This is a genomic window from Nocardia sp. NPDC050712 (assembly GCF_040654295.1).
GTDB lineage: Bacteria > Actinomycetota > Actinomycetes > Mycobacteriales > Mycobacteriaceae > Nocardia.
In genome coordinates, this window is sequence record NZ_JBFAHT010000006.1 from 61,765 (window position 1) to 78,061 (window position 16,297).

Sequence of the window (16,297 nt, forward strand, 5' to 3'; positions counted from 1 at the left end):
CTTAGACGCCGGCGCATGATCATGAGCGGCTGAACTATGTAGAGTCTCGGCCTGCGCGGATGTAATCGAGTCATGACATTCCACGACGCAAACCAGCCCCGCATCCTCGTCACCGGCGGCACCGGCAAGACCGGTGGCCGCGTGGCCGCCCGCCTGCAGCAGGCCGGGCATCCGGTCCGGATCGGCTCCCGCACCGCCGAGATCCCCTTCGATTGGACCGACCGCAACACCTGGTCGGCCGCGCTGGCCGGTATCGACTCGGTCTACCTCGCCTTCCAGCCCGATCTGGCCGTGCCCGGCGCGCCCGACGTCATCCAGGCCTTCAGCGTCGCCGCGAAGCGGAGCGGCGTGCGCAAGCTGGTGCTGCTCTCCGGGCGCGGCGAACCCGAGGCGGTGGAGTGCGAGGAGATCGTGCGGCACTCCGGCCTGGACTGGACCATCGTGCGCTGCAGCTTCTTCGCCCAGAACTTCAGCGAGGGCGCGTTCACCGACTACATCCTGGCCGGGCAAGTCGCCCTGCCGAACGGGGATGTGCCGGAGCCGTTCGTGCACGCCGACGACATCGCCGACGTCGCGGTCGCCGCACTCACCGAGGCCGGGCACACCGGGGAACTCTATGAACTCACCGGTCCGCGCGCCCTGTCCTTCGCCCAGGCCACCGCCGAGATCGCCGAGGCCCTCGGGCGCGAGATCGCCTACATTCCGATCACCCGCACCGAGTTCGTCGGCGGGCTGACCGAGTACCAGGTGCCCGCCGATGTCGTCAGCCTGCTGGACTACCTGTTCGGCACCATCCTGGACGGCCGCAACTCCGCCACCACCGACGGTGTGCAACGCGCACTCGGCCGCGCCCCCAAGGACTTCCGCGACTATGCCGCCGAGGCCGCGGCGAGCGGGGCGTGGTCGGTCGAAGAGGCGGCGGTGAACTGACCCCCGGTGCGCATCGGGAGTCGGTACCGTCGAGTGATGTTGGATTCGACGGTCGGTCCGCAGCTGCGGCGAGCGCGAGCGGCGGTGTTCACCGTCTTCGCGCTCAACGGGTTCCTGCTCGCGCTGTGGGTGGTGCACATCCCGGTGATCACGGACCGGACCGGCGTCGCGAAATCCACCCTCGGCACCTTCATCCTGATGCTGGCGGGCGCGGGGATCATCGGCATGCGGATCGCCGGGCCGCTGGCCGACCGGTTCGGCAGCCGCACGCTGGTCGGGGCCGCCGCCGCGATCACCGCGCTGACGGTGATCGGGCCCGGCCTGGCCACCGGGCCGATCGCCCTGGCGGTCGCGCTGGCCTGCTTCGGTTTCGGCAACGGCGCGCTCGACGTGTCGATGAATACCCAAGCGGTGCATGTGGAACGGGCCTACGGCCGGCCGATCATGTCGGCCTTCCACGCCCTGTTCTCCGGGGGCGGATTCCTCGGCTCGGTGCTCGGGGCCGCCGCCCAGCGCGCGGACTGGGACGTGCGCCTGACCCTCGGCGTCTCCTCGGTCGTCTGCCTGGTGCTGACCGCGGCGCTGTTGCCCCTGCTGCTCCGCGACACCGCGGCGAGCGACCTCGCGGACGCTCCGGCCGATGCGGCGCCGGCCCCGCAACCCCAGTCCACGACCGGCTGGGGCCGGGTGCCGGAACGCACCCGGAAGGTGATGGCGCTGGCGCTGATCGCCTTCGTCCTGCTGCTCTGCGAAGGCGCGGCGGCGGACTGGAGCGCCCTGCAGGTCCGCGAGCATCTCGATGCCGACGAGTCCACCGCCGCACTGGCTTTCGCGGCGTTCTCCTTCACGATGACCGCGGGCCGGCTCGCCACCGATCGCATCGCGGGGACCTTCGGCCGGGTCGCCGTGGTGCGCTACGGCAGCCTGATCTGCGCGCTCGGGCTCGGCCTCGTCATCGTCTCGCCCTGGATCCCGCTCACCCTGCTGGGCTGGGCCCTGTGCGGCATCGGCCTGTCCGGCGGCATCCCCCAGATATTCACCACTGCGGGAAATTTGGGCTCCAGCACCGCCGCGACCGACATGTCGCGCGTCTTCAGCCTGGGCTACCTGGGCCTGCTCGCCGGCCCGGCCGTGATCGGCTGGCTCACCGCGTTGGTCCCGCTCACCACCGCCCTCGCCGCTCCCCTGGTGCTGCTACTGCTGTGCAGCTGGCAGGCCGGTGTGGTGGCCCCGCCGAAATCCCGGGTCAGCGCCTGAGCGCTACTTCGCGGCGACCAGGCAGAGGGTGAGCGGCTCGGGCTTCGGATAGACGATGGTGTTCTCGTCGGAGCCGACGGGGCCGCAGGCCGAGCTGGCGGCCTCGCCGCGGACGACCCGGGAGACCCGGAAGTCGGCGGAGGCGGTGCACTCCACCTTCGTGCTCGCGCGGCCCGGGGAGCCGCTGAAGCAGTCACCCTCGGCGGCGTTCAGGCGCAGGCAGAGGGTGTAGGTGTTGCCGCTCGGCAGGTAGTAGCTGGTGTAATCCCTGGTGGCGCAGGCCGCGTCGGCGCCCTCGAACTTCTCGGCCACCACGTAGTTGGCTTCGGGGTCGGCGCAGTCGGCGGGCTCGAATTCCGCCGCGGCGCTACTGCCCGACAGCTTGCCGCACTGCCCGACCTCGGCCTGGGTTCCGGTCCGGAACACGAACCAGACCACGCCCGCGATGAGGAACAGCACCACCGCCGGTATGAGCACCTTCACCCAGCTGATCACCTTGGCCCGGGTGTCGGGCGGTGGCGGAAATGCGGGTGGGCGCGCGGGCGGATATCCCGGCGGCGGCCCGTAATTCGGCGGGCCGTAATTCGGCGGATAGGTCATACGTTCCTCGGGCAACTCTCCTACACACCAGAGCGGCCCTCCGCTCACGAAAGCGAAGGGCCGCCCGGCAACAAACGAACTACAGCGCTTTCAGTTCCTCGGTGACCGCACCGACGGATTTCTTCGCGTCACCGAACAGCATCGAGGTGGTGTCCGCGTAGAACAGCGGGTTGTCGATACCGGCGAACCCGGAGTTCATCGAACGCTTCAGCACGATGACGCTCTTGGCCTGATCCACGTTCAGCACGGGCATGCCGTAGATCGGGGAGGAGGCGTCTTCGCGCGCGGCCGGGTTGGTGACGTCGTTGGCGCCGATCACCAGGGCCACATCGGTACGGCCGAATTCGCCGTTGATGTCGTCCATTTCCTTCATCGCGTCATAGGACACCTCGGCCTCGGCCAGCAGCACGTTCATGTGCCCGGGCATGCGGCCGGCGACGGGGTGAATGGCGTACTTGACCTCGACGCCCTTGGCTTCGAGCAGGGCCGCCATCTCCTTGACCGCGTGCTGGGCCTGGGCGACGGCCATGCCGTAGCCGGGCACCACGATGACCTGGTTGGCGTAGGCCATCTGGATCGCGGCATCGGCCGCGGAGGTGGCCTTGGCCGTCTTGGCCTCGCCGTCGGAGGCGCCGGGCGCGGTGCCGCCGCCACCGAAACCACCGGCCACGATCGCCGGAATGGACCGGTTCATCGCCTTGGCCATCAGGTTGGTCAGGATGGTGCCGGACGCGCCGACGATCATGCCCGCCACGATCATCGCGGTGTTGTTCAGCGCCAGACCCGCCGCGGCGGCCGACAAACCGGTCAGCGCGTTGAGCAGGGAGATGACCACGGGCATGTCGGCGCCGCCGATCGGCAGCACCACCATCAGGCCGAGAATGCCGGCCGCGACCAGCAGCAGGACCATCCACCACCACGGCGCGCCGTCACCGGAGGCGCCGATGCCGATGACCACCGCGGCGGCCACGGACACGATGAGCAGCAGCAGGTTCAGCGGCTGCTGCAGCTTGCCGACACCGATCGGGCTGCCGGGCAGGATCTCCTGCAGCTTGCCGAAGGCGATCAGCGAGCCCCAGAACGAGATCGAGCCGATGATCGCCGCGAACAGCGAACCGACGATGATGTGCACGGTCGGCTCTTCGCCGTGCTTGAACGCGGAGAAGCCGCTGGTGTCGAGGAACTCGGCCCACGCGATGAGCGCGACGGTGCCACCGCCGACGCCGTTGAACGCGGCGACCAGCTGCGGCATCGCGGTCATCTTGGTGCGCTGGGCCGGGGGCACGCCGAGCGCGACACCGACCACCAGGCCCGCGACGATCAGAATCCAGTTGTTGGTGTCGCGCACCGCGATCAGGGTGGCGACCACCGCGAGGAACATGCCCACCGCGGCGATCCAGTTGCCGCGCACGGCGGTCTTCGGCCCGGTCAGGCCCATCAGGCCGTAGATGAACATGCCGAAGGAGATGATGTAGAGAATATTGACGAGGTTGTCCATGGCTTACTTCTCCGCCTTCTCGACCGGGGCGGCCTTCTTGCCCTTGAACATGCCGAGCATGCGGTCGGTCACCACGAAACCACCGATGACGTTCAGGGTTCCGAAGACCACGGCCACGAACAGAATGATCTGGATGCCGAGGGAGGGATCCTCCACCTTGCCCAGGGTGACCAGCGCGCCGAGCACGACGATGCCGTGAATGGCGTTGGTGCCCGACATCAGCGGGGTGTGCAGGGTGTTGGGCACCTTGGAGATGACGGCGAAGCCCACGAACCCGGACAGCACCAGGATCGCGATATTGGCCAGAAGTCCGGTGTACATCAGGCTTCCACCTCACGAGTCACGCAGGAATCCGCGAGCACCTGGTCGCCGAAGTCGGGGGCGAGCTTGCCGTCCACCAGCATCAGTTCCAGCAGGGCCGCGATGTTTTTCGAGTACAGCTCGCTGGCATGCTCGGGCATGGTGGCGGGCAGGTTCAGCGGCGAGCAGATGGTGACGCCGTGCTTGACCACGGTCTGGCCGGGTTCGGTCAGCTCGCAGTTGCCGCCGGTCTCACCGGCCAGGTCGACGATCACGCTGCCGGGCTTCATGCCCTCCACCGCTCCGGCGGTGACCAGGCGCGGCGCGGGGCGACCCGGGACGAGCGCGGTGGTGATCACCACGTCGAAGCCCTTGATCGCGTCCTCCAAAGCCTGTTGCTGCTTGGCCTTTTCCTCGTCGGTGAGCTCGCGGGCGTAGCCGCCGTCACCGGCGGCGTCGATGCCGAGATCGAGCCACTGCGCACCGACCGAACGCACCTGATCGGCGACCTCGGGCCGCACGTCGTAGCCGGTGGTGCGCCCGCCGAGACGCTTGGCCGTGGCCAGCGCCTGCAGGCCGGCCACGCCGACGCCGAGCACCAGCACGGTCGCGGGCTTCACGGTGCCGGCGGCGGTGGTGAGCATCGGGAAGAAGCGGGTCGATTCCGAGGCCGCGAGCAGCACGGCCTTGTAGCCGGCGACGTTGGCCTGGGAGGACAGGGCGTCCAGCACCTGCGCGCGCGAGATACGCGGGATCGCCTCGACCGCGAAGGCTTGCACGCCCGCGGTTTTCAGCGCGCCGATCTGATTCTCGGCGTTGCGCGGGGCGAGGAACCCGATCAGCGTCTGCCCGTCGGACAGCTTGGCCACCTCGGCGTCGGTCGGCGGAGCGACCTTGACGACCACCTCGGCCGACCAGGGATCACCGATGCTGGCCCCGGCCGCGACATAGGCCTCGTCGGGGATGAGCGCGCCGACGCCGGCGCCGGCCTCCACGATGACCTCGACGCCCTGCTTCAGCAGCGCCGGAATGATCTTGGGCACCAATGCGACACGTCGTTCGCCCGCGGTGGATTCGCGAACGACTCCGACACGCGCTCCGCGCGGCGACGAATCGCCTACGTTTTGCGTTGTCTCCACTTGTCAGACTTCCTTACTCGAACTGGCTCAGCGTCACCCGACGACGCGTCTCTGGTGGGCAACGGCGCCGGCGAACGAGGGCTGGACGATGCTACTTGTGAGTAAGTTCGCCCAAATCCTCGCAACTGTACCCGGGTTGCAGTGAGGGTAGTTGAGATGCCCGTCACAAGCGGTGTCCGGAAACCGCTGACCGGACGGTTCGCCAGGTCAGCACCATACAGCGTGACGCGCATCATGCCGGGACTGTCGGGTTGTCGTCGTACGCCGTATGGTCTGGGCCGTGAAGGACTGCGTCTTCTGCCGCATCGTGGCGGGCACCGCGCCGGCGACCAAGGTCTACGAGGACGACACGCTCTGCGCGTTCCTCGACATCCGGCCGATCGCCCGCGGGCACACCTTGATCATTCCCAAAGTCCATGCCGCCGAACTCGATGCCCTCGACGCCGACACCGGGGCACACATCTTCCGGGCCGGGCACCGGCTGGCGCTGGCCATGCGCCGCAGCACCCTCGCCGCCGACGGCGCGAACCTGGTGATGAACGACGGCAAAGCCGCCTTCCAGACCGTGGCGCACGTGCACCTGCACGTCGTCCCCCGCCGCCACGGCGACAAGCTGAGTTTCGCCAAGGGCCTGCTGCTGCGCCGCCCGCACGATCCGGTGGGCACCGCCGCCGCGATCCGCGCCGGAATCGCCGCGCTGCCGACCGAAGACACCGACCCTGTGGAAGGAACCCAGGCATGACGCTGGATCGAGCCGAGCTGACCACACTGCTGGGCCAGCAGTGGGACGCGATCGCCGCGCTGGTCACGGAGCTGCCCGAAGAGCGCTGGCGCACACCGTCGCCGCTGCCGGGCTGGACGGTGTTCGACGTCGTCGCGCACGTCACCGGCACCGAATCCTGGCTGCTCGGCGAGCAGCCGCCGGCTCACGATCCGATGCGGCCCAAGACCGATGTGCGCACGCTGCCGCACGTGCGCAACGAGGTCGCCGTGCTGAACGAGATCTGGGTCGACCGGCTGCGGCCGCTGCCCGGCGCCCGGCTGCTGGAACTGTTCGGCGAGGTCACCGACCGGCGGCGCCGGGCGCTGGCGGAGCTGACCGACGAGGAATGGTCGACGCCGACACCCTCGCCGATCGGGCAGGTGCCCTACGGCCGGTTCATGCGGGTGCGGCTGTTCGACTGCTGGATGCACGAACTCGACGTGGCCGACGCGCTCGGCGTCCGCGTCGAGGAGGGCGGCAAGCGGGGCGCGGCGGCATTCGAGGAGTTCCTGGTGTCGGTGCCGCGCGCGGTCGGCAAGTTCGGCAAGGCGCCGGACGGCTCCCGGGTGCTGTTCGAGCTGACCGGCCCGCAGACGCGCACGCTGCGCATCGCGGTCGTGGACGGCCGGGCCGGGTTCGTGCAGGCCTTCGACGAGCCGCCGACCGTCCAGATCCGTTTGGACTCCGGGCTTTTCGCGCGCCTGGGCGGCGGCCGCACCATAGCTGGCGCGCACCTGGACGCGATCGAGATCGCCGGTGACGAGGAGTTGGGGAACCGGCTGGTCCGCAGTCTGGCCTTCACGCTCTGATGCGGCTGTTCCTGGCCGGCTATCGATTCGGGGCGCACGCCGATCGGCTGGCCGCCCTGGTGGGCGCGCCCGGCCGGGTCGCGGTGATTCCCAACGCCTGTGACGCCTGGCCGGACGCCTGGGACGCCGCGGTCACCAGCGATTTCGTCCCGCTGCGCAGGCTCGGATACGCACCCGAGGTGCTGGATCTGCGCGAATTCATCGCGCGCCCAGCGGAATTGGAGCGGGCGCTGCGCGAGTTCCCGCTGCTGTGGGTGCGCGGCGGCAACACCTTCGTGCTGCGCGCCCAATTCGCGCGCAGCGGCGCCGATGTCGTGCTGCCGCGGCTGCTGGCCGAGGACGCGCTGGCCTACGCCGGGTACAGCGCGGGCGCCTGCCTGCTGACCCCGGATCTGCACGGCCTGGAATCCACCGACGATCCGGCCGAGGTCGGGCCGGCCTGCGGCATCGAAACCCGGTGGGACGGGCTGGGTTTGGTCGACCATCGGATCGTCCCGCACGTGGGCTCGGCCCTGGACCCCGACGATCTCGGCAAGCGCTTGGTCGCGGATTACACGGCCGCGGGTATCGCGCACTGGGCACTCACCGACGACAGCGTCGTCGTTGTCGACGGGGGTCACCCGGAGGTACTTCCCTAGCGCCGGAACACCACCCAGCGCAGCGCCGTATACATATAGACCGCCTCGCAGGCGCCCGCCAGCAGCCGGGACAGGTGGTAGTCCAGGCCGAGCGCGGTCAGACCGGCGCCGACGCCGAGGATGAACGCCAGATAGTTGACGATCACGACCACGAGGTAGACCGCCGCCTGCCGGCCCACCGGCGCGTGCGAGTGAAAATTGAAGGTGCGGTTCAGCACGAACGCCAATCCGAACGCGCACAGATAGCCCACGGTGATCGAAAACCACAGCGGCAGACCCAAACCACCGCGGCACAGCGTGAGCAGCGCCAGATCCACCGCGAAGGTGAAGCTGTTGATCAGCGCGAAGCCCAGGAAGGTCGGGGCGACAAGGCGACTGAGCCCGAACGGCAGCCGCGCGACCACCGCCGCGCAGAACCGGGTGAACCGGTCCGCGCCGGTGCTGGGAGTGGTCGTATCGAGCACACGACCACGGTGCCAGCGTCAGATGACGAGAAGGTGAGCGGCGAGCAAACCCCGGCTCAGCCGATCTGCCCCAGCGGCTCCGGCCGATCCAGCGCCGACCAGGCCAGCAGCCAGCGCCGCCGGGTCACGTCATCGGCGGCGCTGAGCAGCGCGTCCAGCAGCACCGCCGGGTCGGCGCGCCACTGCGCTTCCACGGCCGCGAGCGCGTCCTTGTCGAACAGGCCGGAGCGATCCAGGGCGGTCAGCCACTCGCCGAACCGGCCGGCGTGGATGCGCCGCAACTCCGGCACGTCGACCTCGCGCTCGGCGAACTCGTCGGCGAACAGCGCGGCGATCAGCTCGCGATACCGCGGCGATTCGACTGGCATAACAAACGTCCCCTCCGGCGGCGGCGCGCTCCGCGCCACACTCTCGATCAGCGGTCCCCGACCCCTGCACCGGAATTCTGACCCAGCGGTGCTCCGGCGTACCCACCGGGACCGTCCGACATCACATCCCGGACCCACCCTAATCGCGCCGCCCGGCGCTGGTAAGCCCTCAATCCCGCGGTCTGCGCGCGGGCGGCTAGCGTTGACTCGTGGACCTGCATGACCTCATCGACCGGCTCCCCGAGGGCACGGTGCTCACCGACCCGGATCTGCTCGCCTCCTATCGGCAGGACCGGGCGCTGGACCCCGACGCCGGCACGGCGCTGGCGGTGGTGCGCGCCCGCACGACCGCCGACGTGGTCACCACCCTGCGCTGGGCGAGCGAGCACGGCGTGCCGGTGGTGCCGCGCGGAGCGGGCTCGGGCCTGTCCGGCGGCTCGACCGCGCTGGACGGCGGGATCGTGCTGTCCACCGAGCGGATGCGCGATCTCAGCGTCGACCCGGTCACCCGGACCGCGGTGGTGCAGCCGGGGTTGTTCAACGCCGAGGTGAAACAGGCGGTCGCCGCGCACGGCCTCTGGTATCCGCCGGACCCGTCCTCGTTCGAGTTCTGCTCCATCGGCGGCAACGCCGCCACCAACGCGGGCGGCCTGTGCTGCGTGAAATACGGCGTGACCACCGATTACGTGCTCGGCATGGAGGTCGTGCTCGCCGACGGCACGGTGGTGCGGCTCGGCGGGCCGCGGCTGAAGGATTCGGCCGGTCTGTCGCTGACCAAGCTGTTCGTCGGCAGCGAGGGCACCCTCGGCATCATCACCGAGCTGACGCTGCGCCTGCTGCCCGCGCAGCCGCCGCAGAGCACCGTGGTCGCGACCTTCGCGACACTCACCGCGGCCACCGCCGCCATCCTCGACATCACCGGTTCGCTGCGGCCGTCCATGCTCGAATTCATGGACGCCGTCGCGATCAACGCGGTCGAGGACGAGATGCGAATGGGCTTGGACCGCAACGCCGCCGCGCTCCTGGTCGCCCGCTCGGACGCGCCCGGCGAATACGCCGCCCGGGAGGCCCAGCTCATGCTCGAGGCCTGCGAACGGGCCGGCGCCACCGAGGTTTTCCGCACCGATGATCCCGACGAAGGCGAAGCCTTTACCGCCGCAAGGCGTTTCGCTATCCCGGCGGTGGAGAAGATCGGCCCGCTGCTGCTCGAGGACGTCGGCGTGCCGCTGCCCCGGCTCGGCGATCTGGTCACCGGCATCGCCGACATCGCGGCCCGCAACGAGGTGCTGGTCTCGGTAATCGCGCACGCCGGCGACGGCAACACGCACCCGCTGATCGTGCACGACCCCGCCGACGCCGACAACACCGCGCGAGCGCACCGCGCCTTCGGGGAAATCATGGATCTCGCCATCGAACTCGGCGGCACCATCACCGGCGAACACGGCGTCGGCCGGCTCAAGAAGGCCTGGCTGCCGAATCAGCTCGGCCCGGATGTGATGGATCTGACCCGCCGGATCAAGGACGCCCTGGACCCGCACGGCATCCTCAATCCGGGTTCCATCCTCTGACTACACTCACGGAACAAACCCGTCCGCGAAGGAGTTCGCTCAACTTATGACCACCAGGCTCGAGCACAATGTCGCCGACACCCGTTTCGAGATCTACATCGACGACACCCTCGCCGGGTACGCCGACTACGCCGACCGTGAGGACGCGAAGGTTCGCGACTTCCACCACACCATGACCTTCCCCGAGTTCCGCGGCCAGGGCGTGGCCGCCAAGGTGGTCGACTACGCGCTGCGGGAATCGCGCACGGAGGGCTACTCCGTCATCCCGACCTGCTGGTACGTCGAGAAGTACATCGTCGAGCACAAGGAATACGCCGACCTGCTCAGCTGATCGGCCCCGTCAGGTGGGCCGCGAGGAGCGGGCCGATGACGGCGTTGGCTTCGGAGGTGGTCATCCGGTGGTGCTCGAAGCCGGTCTGATGATCGATGATCTCGCCGGTGATGTACGGGCGCCAGGTGACGACGTTGGGGGTGTAGTCGGGGTGCGCGTTGTTGCTGCTGAAGAAGATCAGGTCGCCCTCGAACGGTTCGGGGCGGTAGGCGGCGGCCTGGCGGATCAGGTTCCGGTAGTCGGTGTAGAGGTTTTCCAGGTCTTCGGCGGTCAGCGCGGACAACGTGCTCGCCGATTCGTGCAGTAGTTCGGCGGCGCGGGCGGTCAGCGGGCCCAACCGGCCCGGGGTGGGCGGCGCGTGGTCGGCCGCACCCGGGGTGTAGCCGATCTCGGCCGGATCGAGGCCGCCGAATTCCACCAGCAGCACTTCCGGCGGCGCCAGATACTCGGCGCTCTCGGGTTCGGGGTCGGCGCGACCGTCCATCAGGACCAGGGTCGAGACCCGCTCACCCCGCCGTTGCAACTCCACCGCGAGCGCGTGCGCGATGGGCGCGCCCGCGGAGTAGCCGAACAGGCGATAGGGGCCGGCGGGCTGGGTGCGCTGGATCTCGTCGGCGTAAAAGGTGATGCGCGCCGCCAAGGGCTGTTCCGGTTCCGGGCCGCGAATCCCGGGCGACTGCATGCCGTACACGGGATAGTCCCCGCCCAGATATTGCAGCAAACCCGCATAGCCCCACGCCAATCCGATGGCGGGGTGGATACAGAACAGCGCCGGTCCGGTGCCGCGCGGACGCAGCGGCAGCACGGTGCGCCACGCCGGATCCACCTCCGGGCGTTCCTCGGTCAGGCGCCGCGCCAGCGCGCCGGGCGTCGGATCGCCGAACATCCATTGCATCGGCATCGGGAAACCCAGACGCGCACGGATTTCGGTGATCAGGCGGGTGGCGACCATGGACGTGCCGCCGAGTTCGAAGAAGTTGTCGTCCAGGCCCACCCGCTCCGCGCCGAGCACCGCTTCGAACGCCGCCACGATCGCCTGTTCGGCCGGTCCGACGGGCGGCCGATACGGAAGGTCGTTGCGGCGCATCGTGATCGGTGGCGCGGGATAGACGACGGTCCCAGGTGGCGCGGTGACGTCCAGATCGGCAACGACCAGGGCCGGATTCGCGGTGAGCACGTCGAGCAGATGGACGAACCGGTCCGCCATGGTTTGCGCGGTCGCGGACTCGAACAGGTCGCGTGCGAAGGTGAGGCTGCCGGTCAGGCCGGCGGGTGCGCCGTGCTCGTCGACCTCCTCCGCCAGCATCCACTCCAGGTCGAATTTCGCTCCCACCGTGGGCTGTTCGAGGGGCTGGATATCGATGCCGGGCAGGCTGACCGGTTCCCGGTCGAAGTTCTGGAACACCAGCAGCACCTGGAACAGCGGGTGGTGCGCGGTAGAGCGGGCCGGGGCGAGATGTTCCACCAGCCGTTCGAAGGGCAGGTCGGCATGGGCGAACGCGTCGAGGTCGATGTTCTTGATGGCCGCGAGCACGCTTTCGAAGCTCTGGCCGGGCTCGATCCGGCTGCGCAGCACCAGCGTGTTGACGAACAGGCCGACCAGGTCGTCCAATTCGCCATCGCCGCGGCCCGCGACCACCGACCCGATGGGCACCTCGGACCCGTCGGCGAGCCGGTCCAGCAGCACCGCGAGCGCGGCGTGGGCGACCATGAAGGTGCTGGCCCCGTACCAGCGGCCGGTGCGCTCGATCCGCTGTCGCACGGTCGCACCGATCCGGAATTCGACACGGCCCGCGCGATGGGTCAGGACCGGTGGCCGTGGGTGATCGCTGGGCAGTGCTGATACTGCGGGCACGCCGTCCAAGGCGGTGCGCCAGTAGTCGAGTTGCCGATTCGCCACGCTCGCCGGATCGCTGTCCGCGCCCAGTAATTCCTGCTGCCACAGTGCGTAGTCGGCGTATTGCATCGGCAGCGAGGGCCATTGCGGCGCGCTACCGTCGCGGCGGGCGGCGAAGGCGACCATGAGATCCCGGGTCATCGGCGCCAATGACCATCCGTCGGAGGTGATGTGGTGGAGCACGACCACCAGGACCGATTCGCGAGGGGCTACCCGCAGCAAGGCGAGACGCACCGGCAGGTCAGTGGTCAGGTCGAAGCCTATGCCGGTCACGCGGGCCAGTTTGTCCGCGAGCTGTGCCGGGTCGATCTCCGAAATAGGCATGCCGACATCGGCTTTCGGGAGCACGCGCTGGTAGGGCTCGCCGTCGGGGCCGACCGGGTAGATGGTGCGCAGCGCCTCGTGGCGGTCCAGCACGTCGATGATCGCGCAGTGCAGGATCTCCGGATCCAGGCGCCCCGAAAGCCGCACGGCGACGGGCACGTTGTAGATGGGCGATTCGGGGTCGTATCGGTTGAGGAACCACATGCGGCGCTGTGCCGCGGACAGCGGGATATGGGCAGGCCGGGTGCGTGGGCCGGGGCGCGTGCCCGCCGGGCGGGCGCCGCCGTGCGCGGCCCGCGCGAGTTCGGCCACCGTGGGTGCGTCGAAGACCGTCCGGACCGAGATCCGGGTGCTGAGTTCCGCGCCGAGCCGGGCCACGCATCGAATCGCGAGCAGCGAATTGCCGCCGAGCGCGAAGAAGTTGTCGTCCCGGCCGACGCGTGGAACGCCGAGGAGTTCACCGAAGGTGTCGGCGATGGCGCGTTCGGTGCGGGTGACCGGTGGGCGGTAGCGGCCGGACCGGATCTCCGGTGCGGGCAGCGCGCGGCGGTCCAGTTTGCCGTTGCCGGTCAGCGGGAGCACCGTCAGCACGGTGATCGTGCTGGGCACCATGTGCGCGGGCAGGCTGCGCCCGCAGAACTCGCGCAGCGCCGCGACATCGATTCGGTTGTCCGCCTGCGGTACTACGTAGGAGGCCAGCACCATCCGTTCGGCCGTACCGGCCCACGGCACCGTCACCGCGGCTTCCACCTCGGGATGGGCGGTCAGCACCGCGTCCACCTCACCGGGTTCCACCCGCACACCGCGCAGCTTCACCTGGAAGTCGGTGCGCCCCAGATACTCCAGGATCGGCGCACTTCCCTGATGGGCGTGCCAGCGGACCAGGTCACCGGTGCGGTACATGCGGGCGCCGGGTGCGCCGAAGGGATTTGCCGTGAACCGTTCGGCGGTCAGCCCGGTGCGGCCCGCGTATCCGCGGGCCAGGGCCGCCCCGGCCAGGTACAGCTCGCCCGGCATGCCGAGCGGGACCGGGCGCAGCCTGCGGTCCAGGACCAGCATGCTCATCCCGGGCACCGGATTGCCGAGGCCCGAGAGCCGGTGCACCGCCATGGGTTCGGTGAAGGTCGCGGCGATGGTCGACTCGGAGGGGCCGTAGGAATTCAGCAACCGGCGATCCGCGGCGAAACGGGCCACCACCTCCGGTGGGCAGGCCTCGCCGCCGGTGGAGACCGCCTGGATGCCGTCCAGCGCACCCTCGGGCAGGGTGGCCAGCACCGCCGGTGTGGAACACAGGTGGGTGACGGCGTTGTCGGCGATCACGGCGGCCAAATCGGAGCCGGTCAGTACCTCGCCTTCGGCGATCACCAGGGTCGCCCCGGCGGTGTAGGCCACCAGCAGTTCCAGTAGTGCCGCATCGAAACTCGGGTTGAGACAGTGCAGTACCCGGGAGCCCGGCACGGCTCGATAGGAATCGCGCACGGCGGCAACGAGTCCGGCCAGGCCCGCGTGAGTTACCGTGACGCCCTTCGGCACACCCGTCGAGCCGGAGGTGAAGACGATGTAGGCCGGGTGCGCGGGGTGCATCGCGGGCGGTCGCCAGGAGACATTCTCGCCGTAGGGCAAATCCAGCTCGTCGAGCAGGATCCACCGCACGCCCGGAGGTAGGGCCGCACGGTGCGCGGACACCGTAATCCCCAGACGCGCACCGGATTCGGCGGCCATCCGCGCAACTCGCTCGACCGGGTTACCCGTGCCGACCGGCACGTAGGCGGCCCCGGAGCGCGCCACACCCCAGAACGCGACAACGCTGTCCACCGATCGAGGCAGCGCGACAAGCACGCTGGACTCCGGGCCCGCTCCGCACTCGGCGAGGAAGCAGGCGAGACGATCGGCCTGGTCATCGAGCCCGGCGTAAGTGAGAGCCCGGCCTGCCCCGGGTGTGACCACCGCCGGAGCGTGCCGGCCCACCGCGCGCATGCCCTCGTTCAGCAGCTCGGGAAGCAGTTTCGGCGCGGGCGCCGGGCCACCGCTCCACCCTTCGAGCAATGGAAGTTCGTCGTCCAGGAAGCAGTTCAGCTCTCGGAGCGGGGTTTCCGGCGGCGCGACGAGCAACGCCTGGAACATCCGCAGGAAGCGCTGATGATGCCGGTCCAGCGAATCCTGTTCGTACAGTTCCGGATTGGCATGGAAATCAAGATGGAGCGAACTGTGCGCGCCGTGCTGGTAGAAGTTGACGAAGAGATCTTCGATCGGCCCCGAGGTAAGAATATGCAGGTCGGTGCCGACACCGGTGAAGTCGACCTCGGCCGGGAAGAGCGCGATGTTCACGACCGGCCCGACGACCCCGCGTCCGCCCGCCGCCGGATCGGCGGTCCCGCGCATCTCCTCATAGCGAAAACGCTGATGCCGCAGGGCTCCCGAGACTTCGAGCCGGAGGGCGTCGAGTACCTCGCCGACAGTGCGGCGCTCGGTGACTTCCAGGCGCAAGGGCACCATATTGGCGAGCATCCCGCCGGAGCGCCGCAGCAGAGCCGTGGTGCGACCGGAGACCGCGAGGTTGATCACCACTTCCGGCAGGCCGGTCAACCGGCCGTAGTACACCGCGAGCGCGGCCATCACCAAGGCGGGCGTGCCCGTGCCGAACCGCTCCCCCGCGGCCACCAGTTGCTCGGTATGCCGCTGCGACAGCGTCATTCGGGCCTGTCGCGCCAGTGCCTGCGCGGGCGCCGCCGCCTCGACCAGACTGCAGCGCTCGGGCATCCCGGCGATCCGCTGCGCCCAGTAGGCGGCGTCGGAGTCGAATCTGCCCGAGGCGCGATAGTCCAGCTCCGCGCGGTGCACCTGATAAAGGTCCGCTGCCACAGCAGGTTTGGGCTCGACGCCTGCCAGTTCGGCGTTGTAGAGCTCGGCCACCCGGTACAACATCGTCACCGAGCCGAACCCGTCGAGTGCCACATGATGGATACGCGAGTACGACAGCACCCGCTCCGGGCCGACCCGCAACACCGTGATCAGTGCCAGCCGATCCGCCGAAAGATCGATCGGCGCAGCGACATCGGCGCGCATCCAGGCCATGGCCGCGGCCTCGGGATCGGCGGCGGTCCGCAGATCCCGATAGCCGACCAGCGGCTCCTGCCGCAGGTCCACCACCTGATGCGGACCGTCCGCGCGCTGCACCACGCGCACCAGCACCGAACCCAGCTCGGACCCCGCCCGGCGGATGGCCCGCAGCAGCACGTCCACCTCCAGCGGCCCGCGCATCTCCAGGTACTGCGCCTCATACAGCGGCACCTGCGGATCGAGCTGCTGGGCATACCAGAAGCCGAGCTGGGCGGGCCCCAGCGGAAATTCGGCGCGAACTTCGGCAGCCGAGCCCCGAGCGGGCGAAAGTCCTTGCGTCATCAGGTGTTC

Annotated in this window: 14 protein-coding genes; 7 read left to right on the plus strand and 7 right to left on the minus strand. The window is 69.5% G+C overall.

The annotated features are described in order from the left end of the window. Window positions 1–72: 72 nt before the first annotated feature. Both AB0H76_RS35790 and AB0H76_RS35795 read left to right on the plus strand, forming a co-directional pair. Window positions 73–930, plus strand: coding sequence for an NAD(P)H-binding protein (locus tag AB0H76_RS35790; RefSeq protein ID WP_357331586.1), 858 nt, complete (start codon window positions 73–75; stop codon window positions 928–930). Between the two features lie 36 nt (window positions 931–966). Further along, the gene (locus tag AB0H76_RS35795) at window positions 967–2,187 is read left to right on the plus strand and encodes an MFS transporter (protein WP_357331588.1); all 1,221 of its coding nucleotides are present in this window, start codon (window positions 967–969) and stop codon (window positions 2,185–2,187) included. A gap of 3 nt (window positions 2,188–2,190) precedes the next feature. Here the strand turns inward: AB0H76_RS35795 and AB0H76_RS35800 are convergent, their stop codons facing one another. The 4 genes from AB0H76_RS35800 to AB0H76_RS35815 form a co-directional block, all read right to left on the minus strand. Next, entirely contained in the window at window positions 2,191–2,802 is a 612-nt protein-coding gene (locus AB0H76_RS35800) for a hypothetical protein (protein ID WP_357331590.1), read from the minus strand. 64 nt (window positions 2,803–2,866) lie between these two features. Beyond that, the gene (locus AB0H76_RS35805; protein ID WP_357331592.1) at window positions 2,867–4,285 is read right to left on the minus strand and encodes an NAD(P)(+) transhydrogenase (Re/Si-specific) subunit beta; all 1,419 of its coding nucleotides are present in this window, start codon (window positions 4,283–4,285) and stop codon (window positions 2,867–2,869) included. Window positions 4,286–4,288: 3 nt separating this feature from the next. Further along, entirely contained in the window at window positions 4,289–4,606 is a 318-nt protein-coding gene (locus tag AB0H76_RS35810) for an NAD(P) transhydrogenase subunit alpha (RefSeq protein WP_357331593.1), read from the minus strand. Beyond that, on the minus strand, window positions 4,606–5,724 hold the full coding sequence (locus tag AB0H76_RS35815) for a Re/Si-specific NAD(P)(+) transhydrogenase subunit alpha (RefSeq protein ID WP_357331595.1): 1,119 nt from the start codon (window positions 5,722–5,724) through the stop codon (window positions 4,606–4,608). The genes AB0H76_RS35810 and AB0H76_RS35815 overlap by 1 nt, the downstream gene beginning before the upstream one ends. Before the next feature lie 280 nt (window positions 5,725–6,004). Between AB0H76_RS35815 and AB0H76_RS35820 the strand changes: the two genes are divergently transcribed. Genes AB0H76_RS35820 through AB0H76_RS35830 form a run of 3 tightly spaced genes read left to right on the plus strand, consistent with a single transcriptional unit; the run spans window position 6,005 to window position 7,934 of the window. Next, window positions 6,005–6,466 carry an HIT domain-containing protein gene (locus AB0H76_RS35820; protein WP_357331597.1) on the plus strand — a complete coding sequence of 154 codons (462 nt, stop codon included), beginning with the start codon at window positions 6,005–6,007 and terminating at the stop codon, window positions 6,464–6,466. Continuing rightward, entirely contained in the window at window positions 6,463–7,296 is an 834-nt protein-coding gene (locus tag AB0H76_RS35825; protein WP_357331599.1) for a maleylpyruvate isomerase family mycothiol-dependent enzyme, read from the plus strand. The genes AB0H76_RS35820 and AB0H76_RS35825 overlap by 4 nt, the downstream gene beginning before the upstream one ends. Further along, on the plus strand, window positions 7,296–7,934 hold the full coding sequence (locus AB0H76_RS35830) for a Type 1 glutamine amidotransferase-like domain-containing protein (RefSeq protein ID WP_357331600.1): 639 nt from the start codon (window positions 7,296–7,298) through the stop codon (window positions 7,932–7,934). The genes AB0H76_RS35825 and AB0H76_RS35830 overlap by 1 nt, the downstream gene beginning before the upstream one ends. Here AB0H76_RS35830 and AB0H76_RS35835 read toward each other — a convergent pair. Then, complete coding sequence (locus AB0H76_RS35835; RefSeq protein WP_357331602.1) at window positions 7,931–8,398, minus strand: GtrA family protein; 468 nt, start codon at window positions 8,396–8,398, stop codon at window positions 7,931–7,933. The two genes, AB0H76_RS35830 and AB0H76_RS35835, sit on opposite strands and share 4 nt — an antisense overlap. Before the next feature lie 56 nt (window positions 8,399–8,454). Continuing rightward, window positions 8,455–8,766: a hypothetical protein gene (locus AB0H76_RS35840; RefSeq protein ID WP_357331604.1), complete on the minus strand. Its 312-nt coding sequence runs from the start codon at window positions 8,764–8,766 to the stop codon at window positions 8,455–8,457. Between the two features lie 209 nt (window positions 8,767–8,975). Between AB0H76_RS35840 and AB0H76_RS35845 the strand changes: the two genes are divergently transcribed. Both AB0H76_RS35845 and AB0H76_RS35850 read left to right on the plus strand, forming a co-directional pair. Next, a complete protein-coding gene (locus AB0H76_RS35845; RefSeq protein ID WP_357331606.1) occupies window positions 8,976–10,334 on the plus strand; it encodes an FAD-linked oxidase C-terminal domain-containing protein in 1,359 nt (452 codons plus the stop codon). Between the two features lie 46 nt (window positions 10,335–10,380). Continuing rightward, window positions 10,381–10,665, plus strand: coding sequence for a GNAT family N-acetyltransferase (locus tag AB0H76_RS35850; protein ID WP_357331608.1), 285 nt, complete (start codon window positions 10,381–10,383; stop codon window positions 10,663–10,665). Here AB0H76_RS35850 and AB0H76_RS35855 read toward each other — a convergent pair. Next, complete coding sequence (locus AB0H76_RS35855) at window positions 10,658–16,288, minus strand: amino acid adenylation domain-containing protein (RefSeq protein WP_357331610.1); 5,631 nt, start codon at window positions 16,286–16,288, stop codon at window positions 10,658–10,660. The genes AB0H76_RS35850 and AB0H76_RS35855 overlap by 8 nt on opposite strands. Window positions 16,289–16,297 lie beyond the last annotated feature (9 nt).

What these genes read in the sequence shown, in the direction of transcription:
- AB0H76_RS35855 (WP_357331610.1), bottom strand. Translation starts at nt 16,288, where the DNA reads ATGACGCAAGGACTTTCGCCCGCTCGGGGCTCGGCTGCCGAAGTTCGC.
- AB0H76_RS35825 (WP_357331599.1), top strand. Translation starts at nt 6,463, where the DNA reads ATGACGCTGGATCGAGCCGAGCTGACCACACTGCTGGGCCAGCAGTGG.
- AB0H76_RS35810 (WP_357331593.1), bottom strand. Translation starts at nt 4,606, where the DNA reads ATGTACACCGGACTTCTGGCCAATATCGCGATCCTGGTGCTGTCCGGG.
- AB0H76_RS35795 (WP_357331588.1), top strand. Translation starts at nt 967, where the DNA reads ATGTTGGATTCGACGGTCGGTCCGCAGCTGCGGCGAGCGCGAGCGGCG.
- AB0H76_RS35790 (WP_357331586.1), top strand. Translation starts at nt 73, where the DNA reads ATGACATTCCACGACGCAAACCAGCCCCGCATCCTCGTCACCGGCGGC.
- AB0H76_RS35840 (WP_357331604.1), bottom strand. Translation starts at nt 8,766, where the DNA reads ATGCCAGTCGAATCGCCGCGGTATCGCGAGCTGATCGCCGCGCTGTTC.
- AB0H76_RS35805 (WP_357331592.1), bottom strand. Translation starts at nt 4,285, where the DNA reads ATGGACAACCTCGTCAATATTCTCTACATCATCTCCTTCGGCATGTTC.
- AB0H76_RS35850 (WP_357331608.1), top strand. Translation starts at nt 10,381, where the DNA reads ATGACCACCAGGCTCGAGCACAATGTCGCCGACACCCGTTTCGAGATC.
- AB0H76_RS35830 (WP_357331600.1), top strand. Translation starts at nt 7,296, where the DNA reads ATGCGGCTGTTCCTGGCCGGCTATCGATTCGGGGCGCACGCCGATCGG.